Raw genomic sequence first — 19,430 nt, 5'->3', positions numbered from 1 at the left:
TTAATAAATCGGCCTTTAATGGTGGAGAATATCGGATTCGAACCGATCACCTCTTCACTGCCAGCGAAGCGCTCTAGCCAAATGAGCTAATCCCCCAATTTTAAATATTCAATAACCAAAAAATTAAATAATCATTCGGTAATGGAAACAAGCTTCCGGCTTGAGCAGCAAAAATAGCAAATACTTTCTCGAATGCAAATCATAATTCAATTTTTAATTAATCTTTAGGTTTAAAAGCGAACATGGCCATTAAACAGATTACCGCAAAAACCGATTGCATGGGATAATTGATGAACAGAAAAAGTATAAATGTGGCAATAAGTAACAGTACAAAAAACATAATCGCCTTAAAAGCAGTATCCATATAACACATGGCTACAACAGCCAAAAGGTAAAAAGGAATAATAACGGCAGCTATAAACATCACCGAAAATAAATTCCTAATATTAACCGAACATTAAATATCCTTTAGGTTTTATTCCTTAAAGGTTTAGGTTAAACATACGCGTTAACTTCCTTGTTGCTTAATAGCTCCTGATAGCGATCTACAAACTGGGCAACGTTAAAGCCATCCATCAAGGCGTGGTTTACATGTATGGAAACCGACATTATTTTTCTTTCGTTTTCATCTCTAAGCTTGCCAAAAGATATTTTAGGACAGCTGTCCTGATAAGCATAATTTCGGGCGTGTGATAAAGAAGTGAAATTTAACCAGGGCAGTGCCGAATAATGAATTACATTTTCGCCCGATAAAGAAGGGATTAAACCTGTGCTGGTCTGTACTTTTTCAATCTCCTTATTGGCTGCTGTTCTAAAATCTTCAAAATAATTGTAGAAATCCATGTATCCAAATCCAAAGGTACCATTTGGCCTGTTAATGGTAGCTGTGGCATTCACGCTACTGTACTTCCAAACTTCGCCATCAATAATGCGGTATCTAAAAGGTTCTATCTGATTGGCGGCTACCAGTGATTTGTGCAGATAAAGCAGAAAAAAAGAAACGTTATATTCTTTTGCTTCTTCGTAGGTGGCAGTACAATCTACCTCTACGGTTACGCCGAAAAAAGGTTCTTCAAAGGCGCTAAAAAATTTAAAATGATCTTTTCTGATCCAGGTGTTTATATCTATTTTTTCTTTCATTCAATTAATTTTGGTAAAACTTCAGATAGACTTTCCATCTGATAAAAATTTGCATGTTCAATGGTATGATCGATATGCTCATGCACCCACGTGGTATGGAAAGGAATGTGAACGGCATGTGCACCAATATTCAATACAGGTAAAACATCCGATTTCAAGGAATTACCCAACATTAAAAACTCTTCAGGTTTACAATCCAGGTGTTTAATCAGTTTTTGATAATCTTTTTCCTGTTTATCGCTCATAATTTCAATATGGTGAAAATAATGATCCAGTCCTGATTTGGTGAGCTTACGCTGTTGATCGAGCAGGTCGCCTTTAGTCGCAACCACTAATCTGTATTTTCCATACAGGGCTTTAAGTACTTCTTCTACCCCATCAAGCAATACAACTGGTTTATTGAGCATTCCCTGTCCAAGTTCAATCGCTCTATTCATAATGATAGGATCTATTTTACCCGAAGTGATCCTCAATGCAGTTTCGATCATACTCAGCATAAAACCTTTAATTCCATAACCATAGAGTGGCAAATTAGCAATCTCAGTTTTATAAAGCTCTGTCAAAATGCTATGATGAGGCATAAAATCTTCTAAAAGACCTGCAAATTGCTCTTCAGTTTCACGGAAATAGGGCTCGTTTACCCAAAGGGTATCATCAGCATCAAAAGCAATTACAGTAATTTGATTTTTCATGGATATGCTTACTTTAGTGCCACAAAAGTAAAGTAACAACTTCCTTTAAAAAAGGACATTTGTCTCGACTAATTAAATATGCTACGTACCAACCTTACTTTCTTATCTTTTATTGAACGTTTTTGTGCCGAAAATGAAGGAGAAGCCATTACAGTTAAAAACTTTAAAGCAGGGTATCGATTTATTGAACAGGGCGAAAAAATCAGCAATATCTACATCATTAAGGATGGGATCAGCAAATGTTTTATTTCTGAAGAAAACGGGAAAGATTTTATTATCGAATTTTTAGGTAAGGGCGAAGTGGTGGGCGAATTAGAAGCTTTAAAAAAGATTGATTGCCTCTGCAATGTAGCCGCGATAAGTGATGTTACCACCTATGTTATTCCTAACCATCTTTTCCTTTCGTTGATAAACAAGAGTAGTGAATTTACTACAATCTTACTCCAGGAATTATCTACCAGAATTATACAAACTAGTACACGCGCGTCTTTTCAACAGCTATACACTTTAGAATATGCACTTTTAAAATTGCTCAAACTGCAGGCCGACGAGCACATTTCGATATCAAAAGAAGACATGGCTGCCTACCTGGGTATTTCTGTAAGAAGCTTTAACAGAAGCTTAAAGCAGGTTATAAATAAAGAGGATTTTGACACACCTGAATTTAAAAACATCTTACAGCTAAGCAACATGAAAAAACTATTGGAACGATTAAAATAATAGCAGCTATTTTATGGTATAATTATTGCTCACAGAGTATTTTTAAAATTAACTGTAACGTTTCTGCTATTTGGTCCGTTTAGGTTAAAAATTTAAAAAAAGAAATTAATTAATCTATGTCTTTCTCTCAAAATCAATATTACACACACAAACACACATATAAATGAAAAACTACAACCGTCAATCCACATTAAGATTTCCAAGTTAATCGATATTAAGGAGTGTTATCTATTAAAATAGGTCACCCTGCAATATTGTGATATCCTTAATTATCAATAAATAAAGCTTATGGCATGCCCATTTGCGATAATTGATTTCAGCTAATCTTAATTAAACATGAGTGCTTATATAAACATCTACACCAATTCCTTAACAGACGATCTTATCCCAACAATTTTAAAACGTTTAAATGAACATGAAAATGTTCTGGATATTAATTCGTCTTTTTCATTTCGAAACCCAAACGGAAACCTAGCGATTGTTTTTAAATGGGACAAACCTAGCTTGGAAATATTTAATGAGAATAACCTAAAACTAAATTTTAGCGTGTCTCTTAAATCATTCGATCTGAAAGAATACAAGAAAAAACTTTTTAAAGAAAAAATCATCAAACAGAGTTTCGTACAAAAGATACTGGGTTTATTCAAAAAGAAAAAAAGAAAGGTTGCAAAACCTGTAAAGTTGAGCGCAGAGGTTGAGGCCCAGCTTCAAAACTACAGCAAAGTATTTTCTTTAAAGTACCATTCCGGAGATGTTTTCGAAAATCATTTTGCAACCTTAATTGGTGCAATTATTACCGAGCTGACCAATGGCGTTTGTCATTTCACTCAACAAAACGCTTGGTACGATGCAAAAAACGTATTAAGAGAATCGCTGGTTAACTTATACACACTTGAAGAACTGCCAAACCACATTAACAAAAATGCGGTTGCGGTTGCGAGTTAAAAGTTAATAAAGCCAATATCAAAACCTTCTAAGCATAGGGTAATTGATATTGGCTTTAATTTTGGTGATCATTACTTTAACAGCTAGGGTGCTAATATTTATATTCATTATAGATTTTAGTGCTTTTGTCTTAACACGATCGTCATGCTAAATTTATTTTACAAGTAGCAGTGTTTTCAATTGCCCTGTAGCTGCTTCGTGGTTAGCATCTTTCTACAATAGACCATGAAATAAATTCAGGGTGACGGCTCTAATATTAAAACCTACACAACACCTATTAACAATTCCCGAATTGAGTTTCCTTCCTCAATATCTGTCGGATCACTAAACATTTAAGGGCAAAACTTGTTAGTTAAGTAAACAAGAGGAAACACGAATAACTTGTCAAAATCAGGAAATCTTTTTTTAGTTTTACGACAATGTGAATACCTTGTTTAGTGCTCATTATAATTATATATCCCAGAATTCTATTTAAAGCAAAAGCATGAATGTAGAAGAAGTTTTTAAGAACAACGAAAAATGGATTGCCGAGAAATTGGCCATTAATCCTGATTATTTCACTGAATTATCGAAAGGTCAAAGCCCTGAGTTTTTGTACATCGGGTGTTCTGATAGCCGTGTTACTGCAGAAGATTTAATGGGCATACAACCAGGTCAGGCTTTTGTACACCGGAATGTGGCCAACCTGGTAAACAATGTGGATTTAAACGTAATGACCGTTTTAAATTATGCTGTACGCCACTTAAAAGTAAACCATATTGTGGTTTGTGGCCACTATAATTGTGGCGGTGTTAAAGCAGCCATGCAACCTGCAGATTTAGGTATATTAAATCCTTGGTTAAGAAATATCCGCGATGTATACCGTATCCACAAAGATGAGTTAAATGCCATTGAAGATGAAGGCGCACGCTACAACAGACTGGTAGAACTGAATGTTCAGGAGCAATGCGTTAACCTATTAAAAACCGCAGCAGTGCAAGAAGCAATTGCAAAACGAGGTTTAACCGTTCATGGTTGGGTATTTGACATCCATACAGGTAGGTTAATCGACCTAAAAATCGATTTCGAAAAGATTTTGAAGGATATTAAGGAGATTTATAACCTTTATTAGTCCACAGTCATAAATCCAAAGTTTTTACTCGTAATAACATAAAAAACCTCGCAAATTTTAAAAACCTGCGAGGTTTTATAATTCCTGAATTATCAACTCAGCACTAAAGACTCCAGACTAAGGACTAACTTACCTTCCCATCCAACCGCCATCAACGGTTAAGATTGTTCCATGAACATAATCACTGGCTGTTGAGGCCAGGAATATTGTTGGTCCCTTAAAATCTTCCGGCGTTCCCCATCTTCCGGCTGGTATACGCGATAATATAGAAGTACTTCTATCCTGATCTTCGCGTAAAGCAGAAGTATTATCGGTTGCGATATAACCAGGTGCAATTGCATTCACATTTACGCCTTTTGATGCCCACTCGTTGGCAAAAGCTTTTGTTAAAGATGCAATTGCCCCTTTACTCGCTGCATAACCGGGAACGGTAATACCACCTTGAAATGATAGTAATGATGCAGTGAAAATTACTTTTCCACTTCCTCTTGCAATCATTTCTCTACCAATTTCGCGCGTTAAAATAAACGGTGCCGTTTGGTTTACCGCAATTACTTCATCCCAATATTCATCAGAGTGCTCTGCAATTGGCTGACGTAAAATCGTTCCTGCATTATTTACCAAAATATCTATAACAGGATGATCGGCTTTTACCTGAGCGGCAAAAGCCAGGGTATTTTCGCGTTTACCAAAATCACACTGGTAAGCATAAAACTTTCTGCCTAGTGCTAAAACTTCTTTTTCTACCGTACTGCCCTGAAGTTCGAGACTTGCAGAAACGCCAATAATATCGGCACCTGCTTCGGCCAAGGCTAAAGCCATCGCTTTTCCTATTCCTCTTTTACAGCCAGTAACTAATGCAGTTTTACCTGCTAAATTAAATATGTTAGACATGTTTTTATTCAATTGATCATTTAAAAAAGAGCACGCTCCCGAATGTTCGGGACCCTGCTCCAGTAGAGATGATAAGCGTAAATTTATTTCAATTCGTTAATTGCACAGTGATCCATATCGCCATAATCTAAGTTTTCGCCGGCCATACCCCAAATAAAAGTATAGTTGCTTGTACCTGCTCCCGAATGGATAGACCAGTTTGGAGAAATTACCGCCTGATCGCTCTGCATCCAAATATGACGGGTTTCTTGTGGTTGGCCCATAAAGTGGCAAACACTCTGTCCTTTCGGAACTTCGAAATAGAAATATGCTTCCATCCTTCTATCGTGCGTATGTGCAGGCATGGTATTCCAAACACTACCCGATTTTAACTCGGTCATACCCATCTGCAACTGGCAGGTTGGTAAAACACTATTCACCAGCAGTTTATTGATTATCCTATGATTAGCGGTTTCAGGCGTACCCAACTCTACAATTTCAGCTTCGGCCTTACTTACCTTTTTGTTTGGATAGCTATGGTGTGCAGGAGCTGAATTGATGTATAATTTTGCGGCTTCGCCAGGACTTGCAGATTCAAAAAATACTTCCTGAGTACCTTTACCAATATACAAAGCCTCTTTATAATCCAGCTCGTATTTTTCGCCATCAGCAGTAACAATAGCTTTTCCGCCGACATTAATAATGCCCAGTTCCCTACGTTCTAAAAAATAGGTTGCTTTTAAATCATGAGGGTTAGGAAGTGCTATTTTCTGATCAACAGGCATTGCACCCCCAACAATATATCTGTCAAAATGAGATAAGGTTAGGTTTACCTGGTTTGCCTCAAATACGTTTTCGATCAAGAAATTTTCCCGCAAAGCTGCGGTATCCATGTGTTTAACTTCTTTAGGGCTTTGAGCGTAACGGCTTTCGAATTTGTTCATTGGTTAAAAATTGAGTTTTGCGATAAGATCTGAACTGATACCAGATCTTATCCGCAAATATATTTATACGATACTTATTATTTGTATTAATACTCAACTTTATAATCCTTTTTTATGGCTTCTCCACTCCAGGCCTTTAAACTGGTCCAGGGTGCTGGTGCATCTACCCAAAATTTATGATCGGCAGGCAAGCCTAAGGTTAAAAAGCCAAGTGTGGCCATGTATAAACTTCCGGTAGATGTATAGGTATCAGCCACTTCGGGCTGGTGACCATTAAAACCCAGTACCAACCATCCATTATTATCAAAATTCTGTTTTCCATCGTACAGTTTATGCATTACCGCGGTTAAGCCGCCACGAACCTGTGCCGGTTTCACATATTCTGGTAGTTTTTCCATTAAAGCCGTTTGAGCCAAGGCCTGAAAGGCGGCAGTACGGTAAGTGATCGAGCGCCCATAGGCAGGGTAAGTACCCTCTGGTGAAATGATCCTTTCCAAATATTCAGAATAACGTACCATTCTTTTCAAGGCGATGTCATAATCGGCCTGTGATGCTTTTTTCTGTTCAACTAGTACTTTTAAAAGATCAACCAACATGGGGTGAATGACGTAAGAGTTATAATAATCCATACTAAATTTTTCGCCATCACTATACCAGCTATCGCCTACATACCATTCTTTCATTTTATTAATTGAGAACTGAACACGGGCAGGATCATATTGTTCGCCTATGCTTAACAGAAAACCTTCAGTTAAACCAGAAAACAAAAGCCAGTTATTATAAGCACCGCTACGGGTGCGCAGCGATTTAAATTCTTCAATAAACCTTTTTTTCGTTACTTCATCAAGCGGTTCCCATAGTGCTTTTGGTGCCCGAAGAAAAGCGTGGGCAACATAAGCGGCATCAACAATGGGCTGGCTTTCTGAACGATAACTAATATAATCCGGACTCTCGGGATTTACTGAATTGGCCAAAGCTTTTAAAAGTTCGGTACGCATGTTTTTTCTAAGCTTTCCTTCTGCTGTCTCGTCATCTGGCAAAGCCAACCATGGTGCAACACCTGCAATGGTACGTCCCAATGCTTCGAGATAGGTAACTTTAGCTACATTTAAGCCATAACCAGGTGCTTTTTCTACCGGCATATTCTTTTTCAACGTTTCGTTGGCTAAATTATGGATTACAGGATAAGCAATCCGATTAAGCGTTTTTACCCAAAAAGCACGGTCTTCAGTACCAGTTGTTGGTTTCTTTTGCGCATTTGCAAGGTGCGAGAAAATTAGCAGTGCAGAAAAAATCAGTTTATATTTCATTTTCATTCTATATGTGAGTGTAATAGCTAACTCTGGTTATTCTAAATTATTTGGAGCGCAGGTTTCTGTACTACAATTCAGGTTTCTTCTGTTCCTATTTTACCAGATTGGCGATCTGTATTCTTTTGCACAAACAGTTGTTCATAAACCCGGTAGTAGCGGCAGCCTCCGATAGTTCATCGGAGCTATAGCGAATAACGGGGCTACGGTTTCCGAAGCATCACTGAACGTTCATTTCCAGAATAAACAAAGGTTTATATTTCATTTTCTTTATGATGCGAGTTTACACCAAAACTCAAGTTATTTTTAATTATTTGGAGAGCAGGTTTCTGTACTACGATTCAGGTTTCTTCCCGCTTTCCGTTTTATCCTGATGAAGGATCAGGATGTCCACTTCAATCGGGTCTAGCTGGCACGCCATATCTTAATATTAATGGCTGGGTGCCTAAGCAACAACATTAATTTTTGGCAGTCTTTGCACAAACCACTGTTCATAAACCCGGTAGTAGCATGCATCCCATTTTTTTCTATCCGGATAAAACGGATAAGGGGACTGCTGTTTCTCAAACACTAAGAACCCTCATTTCCAATTTAATAATTTCTATAAATACCATTTTTTATACCTGGCCAATGCTTCCAAATAATAATAATCGGCATAAATTAATGGTACATCTATTTCGCTGTTTAATGGGTAAGCACCTGTGCTGTGCATCAATAAAAAGCCTCCATTCTCACCTAATTTTGCATGATAGGCATTGCTCGAAAGCGAATAGATCATGGTTTCGGCTGCAGATTTGAATTCTGTTTTTTCACTTCCAGATGTGTACTGGCCAAGCTCTAATAATGCCGAAGCCATTAACGCACCTGCAGAAGCATCCCGTTTTGCAAATGGAATCCCCTGGGCATCGAAATCCCAGAATGGTATTTTATCGGCCGGTAAATTTGGATGGTTCAATATAAAGTGTGCAATACCTTTGGCTTGTTTTAAATAGCTTTCATCTTTGGTAAAACGGTACATCATGGTGTAACCGTACAAAGCCCAACCCTGCCCACGTGCCCATGCAGAGCAATTTGCGGCGCCCTGCCAGGTAGCTTTTTTAATCACCTCACCCGTCTGCGGATTATAATCTACCACATGAAAAGAACTAAAATCGGGGCGGAAATGGTTTTTTAAAGTAGTGTTGGCATGTGTAACAGCAATTTCTTTATATTTTTTATCTCCTCCATTATCGCTTGCCCAGTTCATCATTTCAAGATTCATCATATTATCAATAATTACCGGGCACTCCCACATTTTGCTTTTGTTCCACGATTGGATTGATTTTACAACCGGGCGATAGCGCGTTGCTAAAGATTCTGCCGAACGCTGAATCACAGCCTTATATTCTGGCTTACCGGTTAAACGGTAAGCATTGCCAAAGCTGCAGTACATCATAAAACCCAAATCGTGGTTTCCGGTATAGGTTTGGTTCGGTTCTATTACTTTTAAGGCTGCTTCTGCCTCTTTTTTAATATTCTGATCTTTAGTTTGCTCGTATATGTACCACAAACTGCCCGAATAAAAGCCACTGCACCACCACTTAATATCGTAGTTGATAGATTTACCTTTTTCGAAACTTTGAGGTGTTTTACCTTCAGGGATATTTTTAGCAAGTATTTTATATTGGTCGGCCGCGAATTTAAATTCATCGTTAATTAACTGCGCCATTGGCTTCTTGGTGGTTTGGGCAGATGAAATTGAACTGCCTAATATCAGTAATGCGACAGCGAGGTTGATTTTTTTCATAATGTAATAGTACGTGTATATTATTCTTTGATTTTAAAGTTTGCCGTAGCTCCCGAAAGTGCTCCGGCAGGTAGGTTACAATTTATATTTTGGGTTTTTGACATGGCCGACAACTTTAAAAGCACCTTGATGTTTGTATTGGCCTGTGCTGGATCTGCAATATATAGCATAGGGTTTTTACTGCTTAAATCTTTAATGTAAACCGTACACGGCTGATCTACCTGAAGCGAAAGACCATCGGCCGCCAGTGTTCCCGCTTTATAAAATACAGCCTGTAACATGTTTAGCCCGGTATGTTTTACAGCCTGCAGTTCTTCCGTATTTTTTAATATCTGTATCATCGATCGGTTGTATTTTTTTAAGCCCGCAGCATCAACACCAGGCACAACAATGTATTGATAACAGGCATTTTGGGGATTTACACCGTGATTTAACCAAATTTTAAATACATCATGTTTTAGTTCGGTTTTACTTTGAAAATGATTAATGCGGTACCAGTTTCCGGTTTGTACTTTGTTGCTGATTTCTAAATCTCCGCCTTGAGGAAAAACATACCCAATACTATCGTGGATTGCCCAAATCTCGCCTTTATCATTTTTCTGTGCTCCATTTGAAGAAAACACGCGGCCCCTTAACCAGGTCTGATTAATTGTTGTGGTAATATTTTCTTTTGTGCTGCTCTTAATTCCAGCACCCAGGCACACCACTTCCTTATCGAAAAAGAACCAGGCCTTTTTTGCCTGAACGCTGTCGTAATTTAAATCGTAACAAGAAACGCCATAAATACCATCGCTAACGCCACCCACAAATTGGGTTGTACCAGGTATTCCCCAATCACTTTTAATAGTTGCACCATTATCATCCGGATAATCCCTACTGGTAGTTCCTGGAATTTTATCCCATTCCCAAACCGGCATCAGGTTGGCGTATTCTGATCCGCTACGCTGAATATTAGTTGCCCCATCAGAGAGAAATTTCCCCAGTATATTTTCGTTGTTGCCCCGCTCAGTTCGCAAAGTCCTGGTCGATGCAGTCTGCACGCTAAAAGTATAAGCCTTACGCAGGTGAAGGGTATACCCACTTTTCCAATATTGGCTATGGGAAGCAGTAATACCATAGTCAACTGCTTTTTTGTCTGATGTTCGCATTAGCGAAGCATCCCAATAGGCAGCATTTTCAGGATCGAACAGTTTAATCTTGCTTACCATACTTCCAATACCACTACTTAAGGAGTCTTTACGGCTAATTCCACGGCCGCGCACATTGAAATCATAAAATGATCCTCTCACCGTCTTCAGGAAAGTATTTTTAAGATAATTAACCAAAATTGCTAGCTGATCTTTAGGCAAGGCGTATTCGGTTCCACGTAAATAGAAAGCTGCATTAACCGAATTTCCGGCAAACACCCTTCCATAACTGGCAATGGCCTGTTGTTTTCCATGCTGGTAATAACTCCCATCTATCTGGACACCTTCTTTTCCATCGGCAATGGCTATAGGCTCGAACAGGTATTTCGCGGCAGAATCTAAAGTTGCTTTGTTCTGTGTTAAACATGCCCTATAGAGATAATGTAAAGCTTCATCTGAAGTATTCGCCCCATCACCCGTTTTTAAACGCCTGATCATTCTTTTGATCAATGCATTTTCCAACTCGGCAGGAAGCTGTGTTTTGGCATTCCGCATTAATATTAAGGTCTCTCCAATAGCTTGCGGATAAAAAATGTCATTATACCACCAATTCTTGTTCTTTGGGTTCTTATCCAACCAGTTTTGGAGGGATTTAACAATTGAACCATAGAGTTGGGTATTTTGATAGAGCTTATTGGACGGACGGATATAGGCTGTTACCATATCTTTAATGCGCTTTAGCGGATCGTATTGTGCATCATTATAATTGATATCGGCCCAACTGCCATCGGCATTCAGGTTTTTAAGATTATTGGCAATTTTATCACTCAGCACCTTATCTTTAACAAAAGCCTGCAAATCGTTATTAATACGTTGCAGAACGGTATTAAAGGGTTCTTTTTGGGCTTTTGCTGCTACACTCATCAGCATTAAACTGCCCAACAGAAATCCAAATCTAATTTTTCGGTGAACCTTTATTTTATTGTTTGTTTTTTTATTTATGGCAAACATCTTTATTTTTTATTTAAGCCCCAAAACCAGTTCTGGTATTCACTATAAGGGAAGCCTGGCACTTTTTTTTCTTCAAAGAAAGTAGAAACGAGCTGTATGGTTTCTCCGATTATGGTATTTTTAATTTCAATTTTGATTTTTTCACCTTCTTTATACTGTTGAAAATCTATTTTGCTCCGCTTATCCGATCTGATGGAAAATTTATCGAGCGTGCTTACCAGCGTTAAGTCTCCTCCCTTTAAACTTCTTATTTTAATATTTTTTGTCTGCCCGTTTTGCATATCAGCACTGACTAAAAAAGCACCTTCTGCCCTAAGTTGCTTAAACGACACGTTTTTCCAGCTGGATGGAATGGCAGGAAAAATCCTGATTTTATCTCCCCAGCTTTGGATCAGCATTTCTTGTATTGAGGTTGCTGCTGCCAAAGGTGCTTCGATTACCGGACCTGATTCGCGGTACAGGGTATTGGCCTGCACAAAACGATCGAACAGTTCATTTAACCATTGATAAGCCATATCACCGTTTTCCATACCTGCATAAATAGAAGCAGCCCCACTAAAAGAAAATCCTGCAAGCGCATTTTTATACGAAAGCCAGTTTTTTAAAGACAGGCTGACCAGCTCCTTATTTTCTGGTTGTTCCCAATTTACCAGGCGATAAGGGTAAATCATCAGTAAATGTGAATAATGCCTGTGCGAGCTATTTAATGGCACATCTTTGCCGATTAAAAAACCAGTATCTCCAACCGGGAAAGGTGCTAGGTTTTTCAATATCAAATCCCATTTACTGGCATCTGCATCTTTTAATTGTTGCGTTTTATTTACTTTAATTAAAGTTTGAAGGGCCCAGCTTAAACTCGCTAAGGTATAATTTGCATCTTCTGCATTTTTGTACTCTGGTGAATAAGACATTGGAAAATGATAAATCCCCTTCTCATCTTGCTTAAGCTGATGGATTAAAAAATTTGCAGATCTTTTCAGTAAAGGATAAATTTTAGTACGGAGGGTCTGCTCATCTTTGGTATAGCTATAATATTGATAATAATAGTATAACATCCAGGTAAGGTTGGCAGGCTCAAAAGTCCCCTTGTTTATCTCTGCTTCGGTTATCGGACTTACCAGATCATAAGAAGAGCTTCTTCCTATAGCCGCAGCATCATTACGCCATTGTGCAGGAACATTATTGATTAAATTTTGCCGGTGAACATTTAAAGACTTAAACAGCGATTCGCCGAGTTCTAAATGGTTGGCCGTAAAAATTGGAGAATAGGTAAGCTGGGCATTTAAATTCCACCAGATGGCTGGCCATGGGGTAGCCGCTGTCCAAGGCCCCATTAAGTCGGCAATAGGTTTATCTGCCCGGGTAACAGAGGCGAGTTTATAAAGTTGTATCCAATAAAAATTCTCCATGCGTTTATCGGGCAGGGCAACAAAGCTCTGTTGATAATAGTTGTGCCACCAATTGCGGTGTGCTGCAATACTTTCCTCGTCTGACTTAAAATTTTTAAGGCTATTTAAGGCTTCTTTGGTTTCATCAAGATTATTGTATCCATCATAGCCCACACTTATGCGCAGTTTGCCAGAACTAGCATTGCCATTAATTTGATAAACTGTGCTATAACCGCCGTTATTAAATAAGGGTTGATGACAAACAGTATAACCACTTTCTGTTGTCATTTTTACAGGAGGATTTTCCTGATAGTTTACAGGTTTATCTGTCGGATAGGCCTGAAGATACCTCGGACTGATACTTTTACCAGGGTTCCATTTCCAGGCTAAAACTTTTTCTTGCTGTGTTGCATTAAACGAAATACTAATTACATTTTGATTGGCCGCAACAAAAGCGGTAAAGGAGATTGTTCCTTGTGTAGTAGATATGCTGCCTTTCGCTTCGGCATTGTAAATATCGAGTTCTATTTTGGCTCCTGTTATTTTACCCTCAGTTTTAAGCGTAAAATACCCAATTGGCAAACGCGATTGGGTATATAATTTACCAGCATGAGGCATTAGTTTCTCCCGATGATCAACCACATCGCTCCTACCGATATCGAAACGGATTAAACTGTCGTTTTCTTTGTAAATATTGGTACCAAGCAGTCCGTTGCCCAAGATAATACCGCTATAGTAATCTTTTCCTAGCTGGTCCCATTTTAAATTTTGCCGGGCCATAAATACCGGCCAGTTTACCTCGCCGACAGGCACCTGTGCCATACACCAACGCGGCAACAACGAAAACAGGAGTAACAGGCTGTAATTAATGATTATTCTGCAATACCTTAATGAGCTATGACGCTGCATAATTTTCAATTATTTTTAATTGGTAATAAGGGAGTTAAAAAGCCACCAAGCTAGGCAAAGTGGCCCAAACTAACAATACTAACCATTTTTTTACCAGATCGAACTGATGTTTCTTTATGTTTATTAGCCTGGAGTCATAGAAATTCATCATTAACTGGCCGCTATCGTAATAGCGGCCAGAACTAATCCTGCCAACAATCTAATTTATCCAACCTGCATTTTGAGTCAGGCTGGGGTTTCTTTCTATCTCTACAGCTGGAATTGCCCAATTATAAAGATAATCACCCTTAAATGAGTAGGCATATACAACCTTGCCCCAAGCCTGTTTTACACCGTTACCTGCATAAAAAACTTTGTCTTTCCAGCTCTTCCATCTCATTTCATCAAAGAAGTTAATACCTTCATTAGGAAACTCTACTCTTCTTTCATTGCGGATTCTTTCTCTTAAATCTGTTTGATCAGATACAAATGTTGGCAATACCGCATTGGTGTTTTGAAGTAAAGCCACGCCAGCACGAGTTCTTACTTCATTTACTTTAGCGATTGCCTCAGAAGTTAAACCTTGTTCATTCAGCGCTTCTGCCCACATTAACAACACATCTGCGTATCTAATCAATACAAAATCTGTTGGTCCATAATCTCTGCCAGGTGTTTCTGTTGCACCTTCGTAAACATATTTACGGTATAAATAATAGAATAGGCTTTGTGTATCTGTACGCAAATCACCATTCGTAGCGCCTTCAGCACGATAAGGCCATCTTGAGGTTACCACTGCATTTGCTCCGCCAAATACCCCCAAATAAGTTGAGTATGGTGTAATTACGTTTGCAGCCAATCTAGGATCGCGGTTAGCATATGCCTGCATAATACGTGCTTCGTTACCTGTTGGTAAGTACAAACTCATTTTTGCCCCTCTTGTAGTGGCGGCTGCAATTTCGGCTGCTGTTAGGTTGTTTCTTAAAAAGTAAACCTCTCGTTCTGCTACAGAAAGTGCCGAATATCCAGGTATAACAGCATCCCAGTTAAATTTAGAGCCATCAGCGTTTTCATATAAATCTACCAGGTTTGGAGAAACATGATAAGTATTCCAGCAAGAGCCAAAAGAAGAACGGGTACCGCAATAAAATTGTGTAGTTGAACCAAAACCAGTAACTCCAATATTCTGAATAGAGAAAATCATTTCGTTAGATTGTTCGTTAGCAGTTTTAAACAATGCGCTATAATTGGCAAACAAACCATAACCAGCATCTTTAACTTTTTGAAAATCTGCTGCGGCTAAATCCCACTTTTGCGTATACATATAGGCTTTGCCACGTAAAGCATAAGCTGCACCCTTAGTAACATGACCATAATTTCCATTACCACTAGCATATCTATCAGGTAGGTTTGGTTCTGCAATTGCAGCAGTTAAATCACTGATTACCTGAGCCCAAACTTCTGCTTCTGTAGAACGTGGTTTAAATGCTTCTTCAGGAAGATAAGGCTCTAAATAAATGGGTACGCCTTTATACAATTGATTTAACCTTAAATAAAAATAAGCCCTTAAAAATTTTGCTTCAGCAATGTACCTTGCTTTTTTCTCAGGAGAAGAAGGCGATTTTAATGCAATGTTTTTTAATGCATCATTTGCACGCTGAATACCTTCGTAAAGGTTTTGCCAGTGCCCACTGAAATAGCCATTACTCGGGGTTATTGTTCCTGACAACAAAGACTCTGCACCCGAAGTTTGTCCGGTAAAACCTAAACAATCCATTTGATACAATTCTAAACCTGAGGCACCACCTGATGCCATGCCGTATCTTAAAGTGGCATAAACACCGGTCATTCCCTGGTCAGTTAGGTTATCAGTTGTCCACATCATTTCTGATGCAACTTGCGAAGGAGGTGTAGTTGTTAATAAATCTTTTTTACAACCCGTAACTACTGCAATTGTAAATAATATGGTTAAAATCTTTTTCATTTTGTTTCCGTTAAAAAGTAACATTTAAGCCTAAAGAATACTGGCGCATAGTTGGATAAGACACTCCTGCACCGATTTCAGGATCTAAGCCCGGATAATTGGTAATGGTAAACAGGTTTTCTCCTGACAGGAAAATTCTTGCCCTGCTCATAGCTGCTTTTTTAGAAATTTTTTCTGGTAGCGTATAACCAATCTGTAAGTTTTTCAATTTTAGATAAGAAGCATTATATAAATAAAAATCGCTTGCTACTGATGCGTTTTGAACATCGGTAGTGTTTTTAAGCCTTGGATATTTTGCGTTAATATTATTAGCCGGATCGTTAGGATTTGCATCGTTGTAATAATAATGATCGTTTGCAATTAAGGTACTTACTGCATTACCAAGAGATACAACAGAGTTGTTATAACCGGTAGCATTCCAGTAATACCACATACCTGCACTACCCGACCATAGCATAGAAAGATCTATGTTTTTATACGATAAATTCATGCTAAAGCCATAGTTAAACCTTGGTGTAGATGATTTATTCAGAAACTGCGCATCAAAACTATTACCATAAAGTCCATCGCCATTGTTATCAGCATAGATTAAATCACCATAATAAATTTTGGTTTTACCAACACCTCCTGCCGGCTGGAAAGAGTACCCTGCTGTAATCATCGCATTTAACCAATCCATATCAGCTGGTGTACGGATCATACCATCTTTAGGTCCGCCATTAATATTTACTTTACCATCTGTAAAATAATTTCCATCACCTTTATAAACGGTTTGCATGTAATATTCATTAAACTCGTGATCAGCTAAAATACGGTTCGTACCTCCGCTTGAAACACTGCCCAGATTTGAAGTATAAACCCTGTTTCCTAACGCATCTGTTGTATAACCAGCCTGATAAGCACCTTTGTATTTGGTTACACGGTTAAAATTATAGGCAAAATTACCCGAAACACCATATTTAAAATCGCCGATGTTATTATTATAACCTAAAGTAAGCTCTAAACCTTTATTAGACATTTCTGCAATATTTTGAGTTGCTGCAGTGGCGGTTCCAGCCGTTATAGGAATAGTTGGTATAAATAGAATTTTAGATGTGAATTTATTATACAAATCAATTTCAAAATTCATTTTGCCATGAAATAAATTACCATCTAAACCAAGGTTGGTTGTTGTGGTGGCTTCCCAAACCAAAAATGGGTTGGCAAATTTGGTTGATATTAATCCGCTAGCTTGTGCACCATTATATGAATAGTTGGTACCACTGTAAAGTGCCTGATAATCGTAGTTACCTAAAGCCGGGTTAGTATTCATGATGTTGTTACCAGTTTTACCCCACGAGGCACGAAGTTTTAAATTTCCAATGTAATCATTCAATTTACTCATAAATGGCTCTTGAGAAATTCGCCACCCTGCAGAGAAAGCAGGAAAAAATCCCCAACGATAATCTTCCGCAAATTTTGAAGATCCGTCATACCTGAACACCCCCTCAAAAAGGTATTTACTTTTGTAAGCGTAGTTTAAACGACCATAAGCCGAACGCATAGCATAATCATACTCACCACCAGTTCCCGATGTTATTGCAGTAGCAGCACCAAGTGTTGTAACCGCTTCATCGTACAAGCCTTTTCCGGTAGCACCAATGTTATAATAGTTATAGTAGTATTGATTGTAACCTGCCAACAAACTAATATCGTGGTGTTTGGCTATAGTGGTGTTATATTTTAAAATGTTATCTATGGTTATCCCATAATTTTTATTAAAACCGTAATTTGTAGTTAACTGGTCGGCTGTAGTTTTAGGTACTTTTAATGTATTGGTTGCAAAATTCCATTTTTCGAAAGTAATGGCATGGTTATTAAATTCTTCCTGGCGGGTTTGATAGTTAAAACGGGTTTCGAAATCTAAACCTTTTAAAATATCAAATCTTGCAAAAACAGTTGTGTTGATTCGGGTCTCATTATCATCACCGCCAGTACCATATAGGTATTGCACAATGTTATTTGCGGTTGAAGATTCTTCTGCAGCAGACGGAAAACCGTATTTACCATTCCAAACCGGATATACACCTGGAGTAGTTTGACGAAGAAAGTTAAATGCATTATCGGTATTGGCTAAACCATAGGTTTGATAGGAAGCAAAGGTTTGCGTACCTACGGTTAAAAATTTAGCTACTTTCGATTCTAGGTTGATACGTAAATTGTATTTATCAGAACCTGTATTTGCCATTGTACCCGGATTGTTAAGATACAATGCAGATAATAAGAATTTTGTATTTTCAGATCCACCATTTAAGGAAATATTATGTTGTTGCACAACATTATTTTCAAATATAGCTTTGCCCCAATCTGTATTCGGATAAGCAATATAATTGGGTACACCTTGCGGGGTTAATCCATCAGGATTGGCGTTTGCTGCTGCCCATTGTGCTATGGTAGCATCGGTATAAATAGGACTTTGGCCTAAATTACGGTAACCTTCATTAACCAAATTCATGTGGGTAATATAATCGGTTACAAAAGTTGGCAGGTTTGCAGGTTTTGCAATTGATGCTAAACCCGCATAACTTACTACCGTTTTTCCGCTATTTCCTCTTTTTGTAGTAATTAAGATAACTCCGTTTGCAGCAAGTGAACCATAGATAGATGAAGCGGCCGCATCTTTTAAAACCGAAACACTTTCAACATCGTTTGGATTAACGGCATCTATACTACCGATAACCCCATCTACCACCACTAATGGGTTATTGTTATTTATTGTTCCTGTACCACGGATCCTGAGGGTGGCACCATCCGAACCTGGCTTGCCAGATGATTGACGAACAAATACACCCGAGCTTAAGCCACCAAGAGATGATGATAAGTTGGTAACAGGTCTGTTTTCGATTGATTTGGCACTAATGCTAGATACAGAGCCAATTACATTAACTTTTTTCTGCACACCATAAGCTACTACAACTACATCATTTAAGCTGTTGTTTTGCTCTTGCAGCGTAACGTTTAAGGTTGTAGCCTTTCCAGCCAATACTTCTTTAGTATCGTAACCAATATAGCTAAATACTAATGTGTTTTGGGCCGATGGCACAGCAATAGTATATTTACCATCGCCTCCGGTTACCGCTGTTGTAGAAGTACCTTTTACCGTAACACTTACTCCAGGTATTGTTCCACCTTGGGTATCTTTTACTGTTCCTGAAATTTTTATAGATTGAGCAAAGGCCGTAAATGCCGTAAAACTCAAAAGCATAATTAGTGAGAATAGTTTTACCGGGCAGTAAAAACGACTCAGTTTTGCTTCTCCAATTTTGAGATGTTTGTAAAGTTTATCCATTTTTTGTTTAGTTGATTAACATTGTTTTTTTTAATCGCAAAAAATTATGGGCATAACCTGCGGCTACCACCAGCTAGAACTATTCTGGTTACTATGAAAAGGATATCGGCTTAAACAGTTTGGTTTTGCTTTAATATTTGGCTATTCAAAATTGTTGCTTTGGAGGCAAACTGAGGGGATAAAATC

Annotated in this window: 14 protein-coding genes and 1 tRNA gene; 3 read left to right on the top strand and 12 right to left on the bottom strand. The window is 38.3% G+C overall.

Translation table 11 applies throughout. The annotated features are described in order from the left end of the window. Nucleotides 1-19: 19 nt before the first annotated feature. From FHT21_RS00845 to FHT21_RS00830, 4 genes are all read right to left on the bottom strand, one after another. Nucleotides 20-96: transfer RNA gene (locus tag FHT21_RS00845), tRNA-Ala, on the bottom strand. Nucleotides 97-217: 121 nt separating this feature from the next. Next, complete coding sequence (locus FHT21_RS00840) at nucleotides 218-424, bottom strand: hypothetical protein (protein WP_167292914.1); 207 nt, start codon at nucleotides 422-424, stop codon at nucleotides 218-220. A 71-nt stretch (nucleotides 425-495) separates the two neighbouring features. Continuing rightward, nucleotides 496-1,140: a CatA-like O-acetyltransferase gene (locus FHT21_RS00835; RefSeq protein WP_167292913.1), complete on the bottom strand. Its 645-nt coding sequence runs from the start codon at nucleotides 1,138-1,140 to the stop codon at nucleotides 496-498. Then, entirely contained in the window at nucleotides 1,137-1,832 is a 696-nt protein-coding gene (locus FHT21_RS00830) for an HAD family hydrolase (RefSeq protein WP_167292912.1), read from the bottom strand. Before FHT21_RS00830 ends, FHT21_RS00835 begins: the two co-directional genes overlap by 4 nt. A 78-nt stretch (nucleotides 1,833-1,910) precedes the next feature. On the opposite strand from FHT21_RS00830, the gene FHT21_RS00825 reads away from it, so the two are divergent. The 3 genes from FHT21_RS00825 (at nucleotide 1,911) to FHT21_RS00815 (ending at nucleotide 4,608) form a co-directional block, all read left to right on the top strand. Beyond that, a complete protein-coding gene (locus FHT21_RS00825; protein ID WP_167292911.1) occupies nucleotides 1,911-2,552 on the top strand; it encodes a Crp/Fnr family transcriptional regulator in 642 nt (213 codons plus the stop codon). Nucleotides 2,553-2,888: 336 nt separating this feature from the next. After that, nucleotides 2,889-3,497, top strand: coding sequence for a hypothetical protein (locus FHT21_RS00820; RefSeq protein WP_167292910.1), 609 nt, complete (start codon nucleotides 2,889-2,891; stop codon nucleotides 3,495-3,497). Between the two features lie 484 nt (nucleotides 3,498-3,981). After that, the gene (locus FHT21_RS00815) at nucleotides 3,982-4,608 is read left to right on the top strand and encodes a carbonic anhydrase (RefSeq protein ID WP_167292909.1); all 627 of its coding nucleotides are present in this window, start codon (nucleotides 3,982-3,984) and stop codon (nucleotides 4,606-4,608) included. 129 nt (nucleotides 4,609-4,737) lie between these two features. Here the strand turns inward: FHT21_RS00815 and FHT21_RS00810 are convergent, their stop codons facing one another. The 8 genes from FHT21_RS00810 to FHT21_RS00775 all read right to left on the bottom strand — a co-directional run bounded on the left by FHT21_RS00810 (nucleotide 4,738) and on the right by FHT21_RS00775 (nucleotide 19,244). Then, entirely contained in the window at nucleotides 4,738-5,502 is a 765-nt protein-coding gene (locus FHT21_RS00810) for an SDR family NAD(P)-dependent oxidoreductase (RefSeq protein ID WP_167292908.1), read from the bottom strand. An 83-nt stretch (nucleotides 5,503-5,585) separates the two neighbouring features. Beyond that, nucleotides 5,586-6,425, bottom strand: coding sequence for a 5-dehydro-4-deoxy-D-glucuronate isomerase (kduI, locus tag FHT21_RS00805; protein ID WP_167292907.1), 840 nt, complete (start codon nucleotides 6,423-6,425; stop codon nucleotides 5,586-5,588). Between the two features lie 86 nt (nucleotides 6,426-6,511). After that, complete coding sequence (locus FHT21_RS00800; protein ID WP_167292906.1) at nucleotides 6,512-7,735, bottom strand: DUF2264 domain-containing protein; 1,224 nt, start codon at nucleotides 7,733-7,735, stop codon at nucleotides 6,512-6,514. 601 nt (nucleotides 7,736-8,336) lie between these two features. Then, on the bottom strand, nucleotides 8,337-9,521 hold the full coding sequence (locus FHT21_RS00795) for a glycoside hydrolase family 88 protein (RefSeq protein WP_167292905.1): 1,185 nt from the start codon (nucleotides 9,519-9,521) through the stop codon (nucleotides 8,337-8,339). 20 nt (nucleotides 9,522-9,541) lie between these two features. Next, nucleotides 9,542-11,572 (bottom strand): polysaccharide lyase family 8 super-sandwich domain-containing protein, encoded by a 2,031-nt coding sequence (locus tag FHT21_RS00790; protein WP_167292904.1) that lies wholly within the window; start codon nucleotides 11,570-11,572, stop codon nucleotides 9,542-9,544. A gap of 89 nt (nucleotides 11,573-11,661) precedes the next feature. Beyond that, on the bottom strand, nucleotides 11,662-13,956 hold the full coding sequence (locus FHT21_RS00785; protein WP_167292903.1) for a glycoside hydrolase family 95-like protein: 2,295 nt from the start codon (nucleotides 13,954-13,956) through the stop codon (nucleotides 11,662-11,664). 199 nt (nucleotides 13,957-14,155) lie between these two features. After that, entirely contained in the window at nucleotides 14,156-15,916 is a 1,761-nt protein-coding gene (locus FHT21_RS00780; RefSeq protein ID WP_167292902.1) for a RagB/SusD family nutrient uptake outer membrane protein, read from the bottom strand. Between the two features lie 10 nt (nucleotides 15,917-15,926). Continuing rightward, nucleotides 15,927-19,244 (bottom strand): TonB-dependent receptor, encoded by a 3,318-nt coding sequence (locus FHT21_RS00775; RefSeq protein ID WP_167292901.1) that lies wholly within the window; start codon nucleotides 19,242-19,244, stop codon nucleotides 15,927-15,929. Nucleotides 19,245-19,430: the final 186 nt, after the last annotated feature.

The sequence above is a fragment of the Pedobacter sp. SG908 genome, from assembly GCF_011759615.1.
In the GTDB taxonomy this organism is placed as follows: domain Bacteria; phylum Bacteroidota; class Bacteroidia; order Sphingobacteriales; family Sphingobacteriaceae; genus Pedobacter; species Pedobacter riviphilus.
This window is presented reverse-complemented; position numbering and strand designations above follow the sequence as displayed.

Bases quoted from the DNA above. Each gene is read 5' to 3' on its own strand.
- FHT21_RS00840 (WP_167292914.1), bottom strand. From the start codon at position 424: ATGTTTATAGCTGCCGTTATTATTCCTTTTTACCTTTTGGCTGTTGTA.
- FHT21_RS00835 (WP_167292913.1), bottom strand. From the start codon at position 1,140: ATGAAAGAAAAAATAGATATAAACACCTGGATCAGAAAAGATCATTTT.
- FHT21_RS00830 (WP_167292912.1), bottom strand. From the start codon at position 1,832: ATGAAAAATCAAATTACTGTAATTGCTTTTGATGCTGATGATACCCTT.
- FHT21_RS00825 (WP_167292911.1), top strand. From the start codon at position 1,911: ATGCTACGTACCAACCTTACTTTCTTATCTTTTATTGAACGTTTTTGT.
- FHT21_RS00820 (WP_167292910.1), top strand. From the start codon at position 2,889: ATGAGTGCTTATATAAACATCTACACCAATTCCTTAACAGACGATCTT.
- FHT21_RS00815 (WP_167292909.1), top strand. From the start codon at position 3,982: ATGAATGTAGAAGAAGTTTTTAAGAACAACGAAAAATGGATTGCCGAG.
- FHT21_RS00810 (WP_167292908.1), bottom strand. From the start codon at position 5,502: ATGTCTAACATATTTAATTTAGCAGGTAAAACTGCATTAGTTACTGGC.
- kduI (WP_167292907.1), bottom strand. From the start codon at position 6,425: ATGAACAAATTCGAAAGCCGTTACGCTCAAAGCCCTAAAGAAGTTAAA.
- FHT21_RS00800 (WP_167292906.1), bottom strand. From the start codon at position 7,735: ATGAAATATAAACTGATTTTTTCTGCACTGCTAATTTTCTCGCACCTT.
- FHT21_RS00795 (WP_167292905.1), bottom strand. From the start codon at position 9,521: ATGAAAAAAATCAACCTCGCTGTCGCATTACTGATATTAGGCAGTTCA.
- FHT21_RS00790 (WP_167292904.1), bottom strand. From the start codon at position 11,572: ATGAGTGTAGCAGCAAAAGCCCAAAAAGAACCCTTTAATACCGTTCTG.
- FHT21_RS00785 (WP_167292903.1), bottom strand. From the start codon at position 13,956: ATGCAGCGTCATAGCTCATTAAGGTATTGCAGAATAATCATTAATTAC.
- FHT21_RS00780 (WP_167292902.1), bottom strand. From the start codon at position 15,916: ATGAAAAAGATTTTAACCATATTATTTACAATTGCAGTAGTTACGGGT.
- FHT21_RS00775 (WP_167292901.1), bottom strand. From the start codon at position 19,244: ATGGATAAACTTTACAAACATCTCAAAATTGGAGAAGCAAAACTGAGT.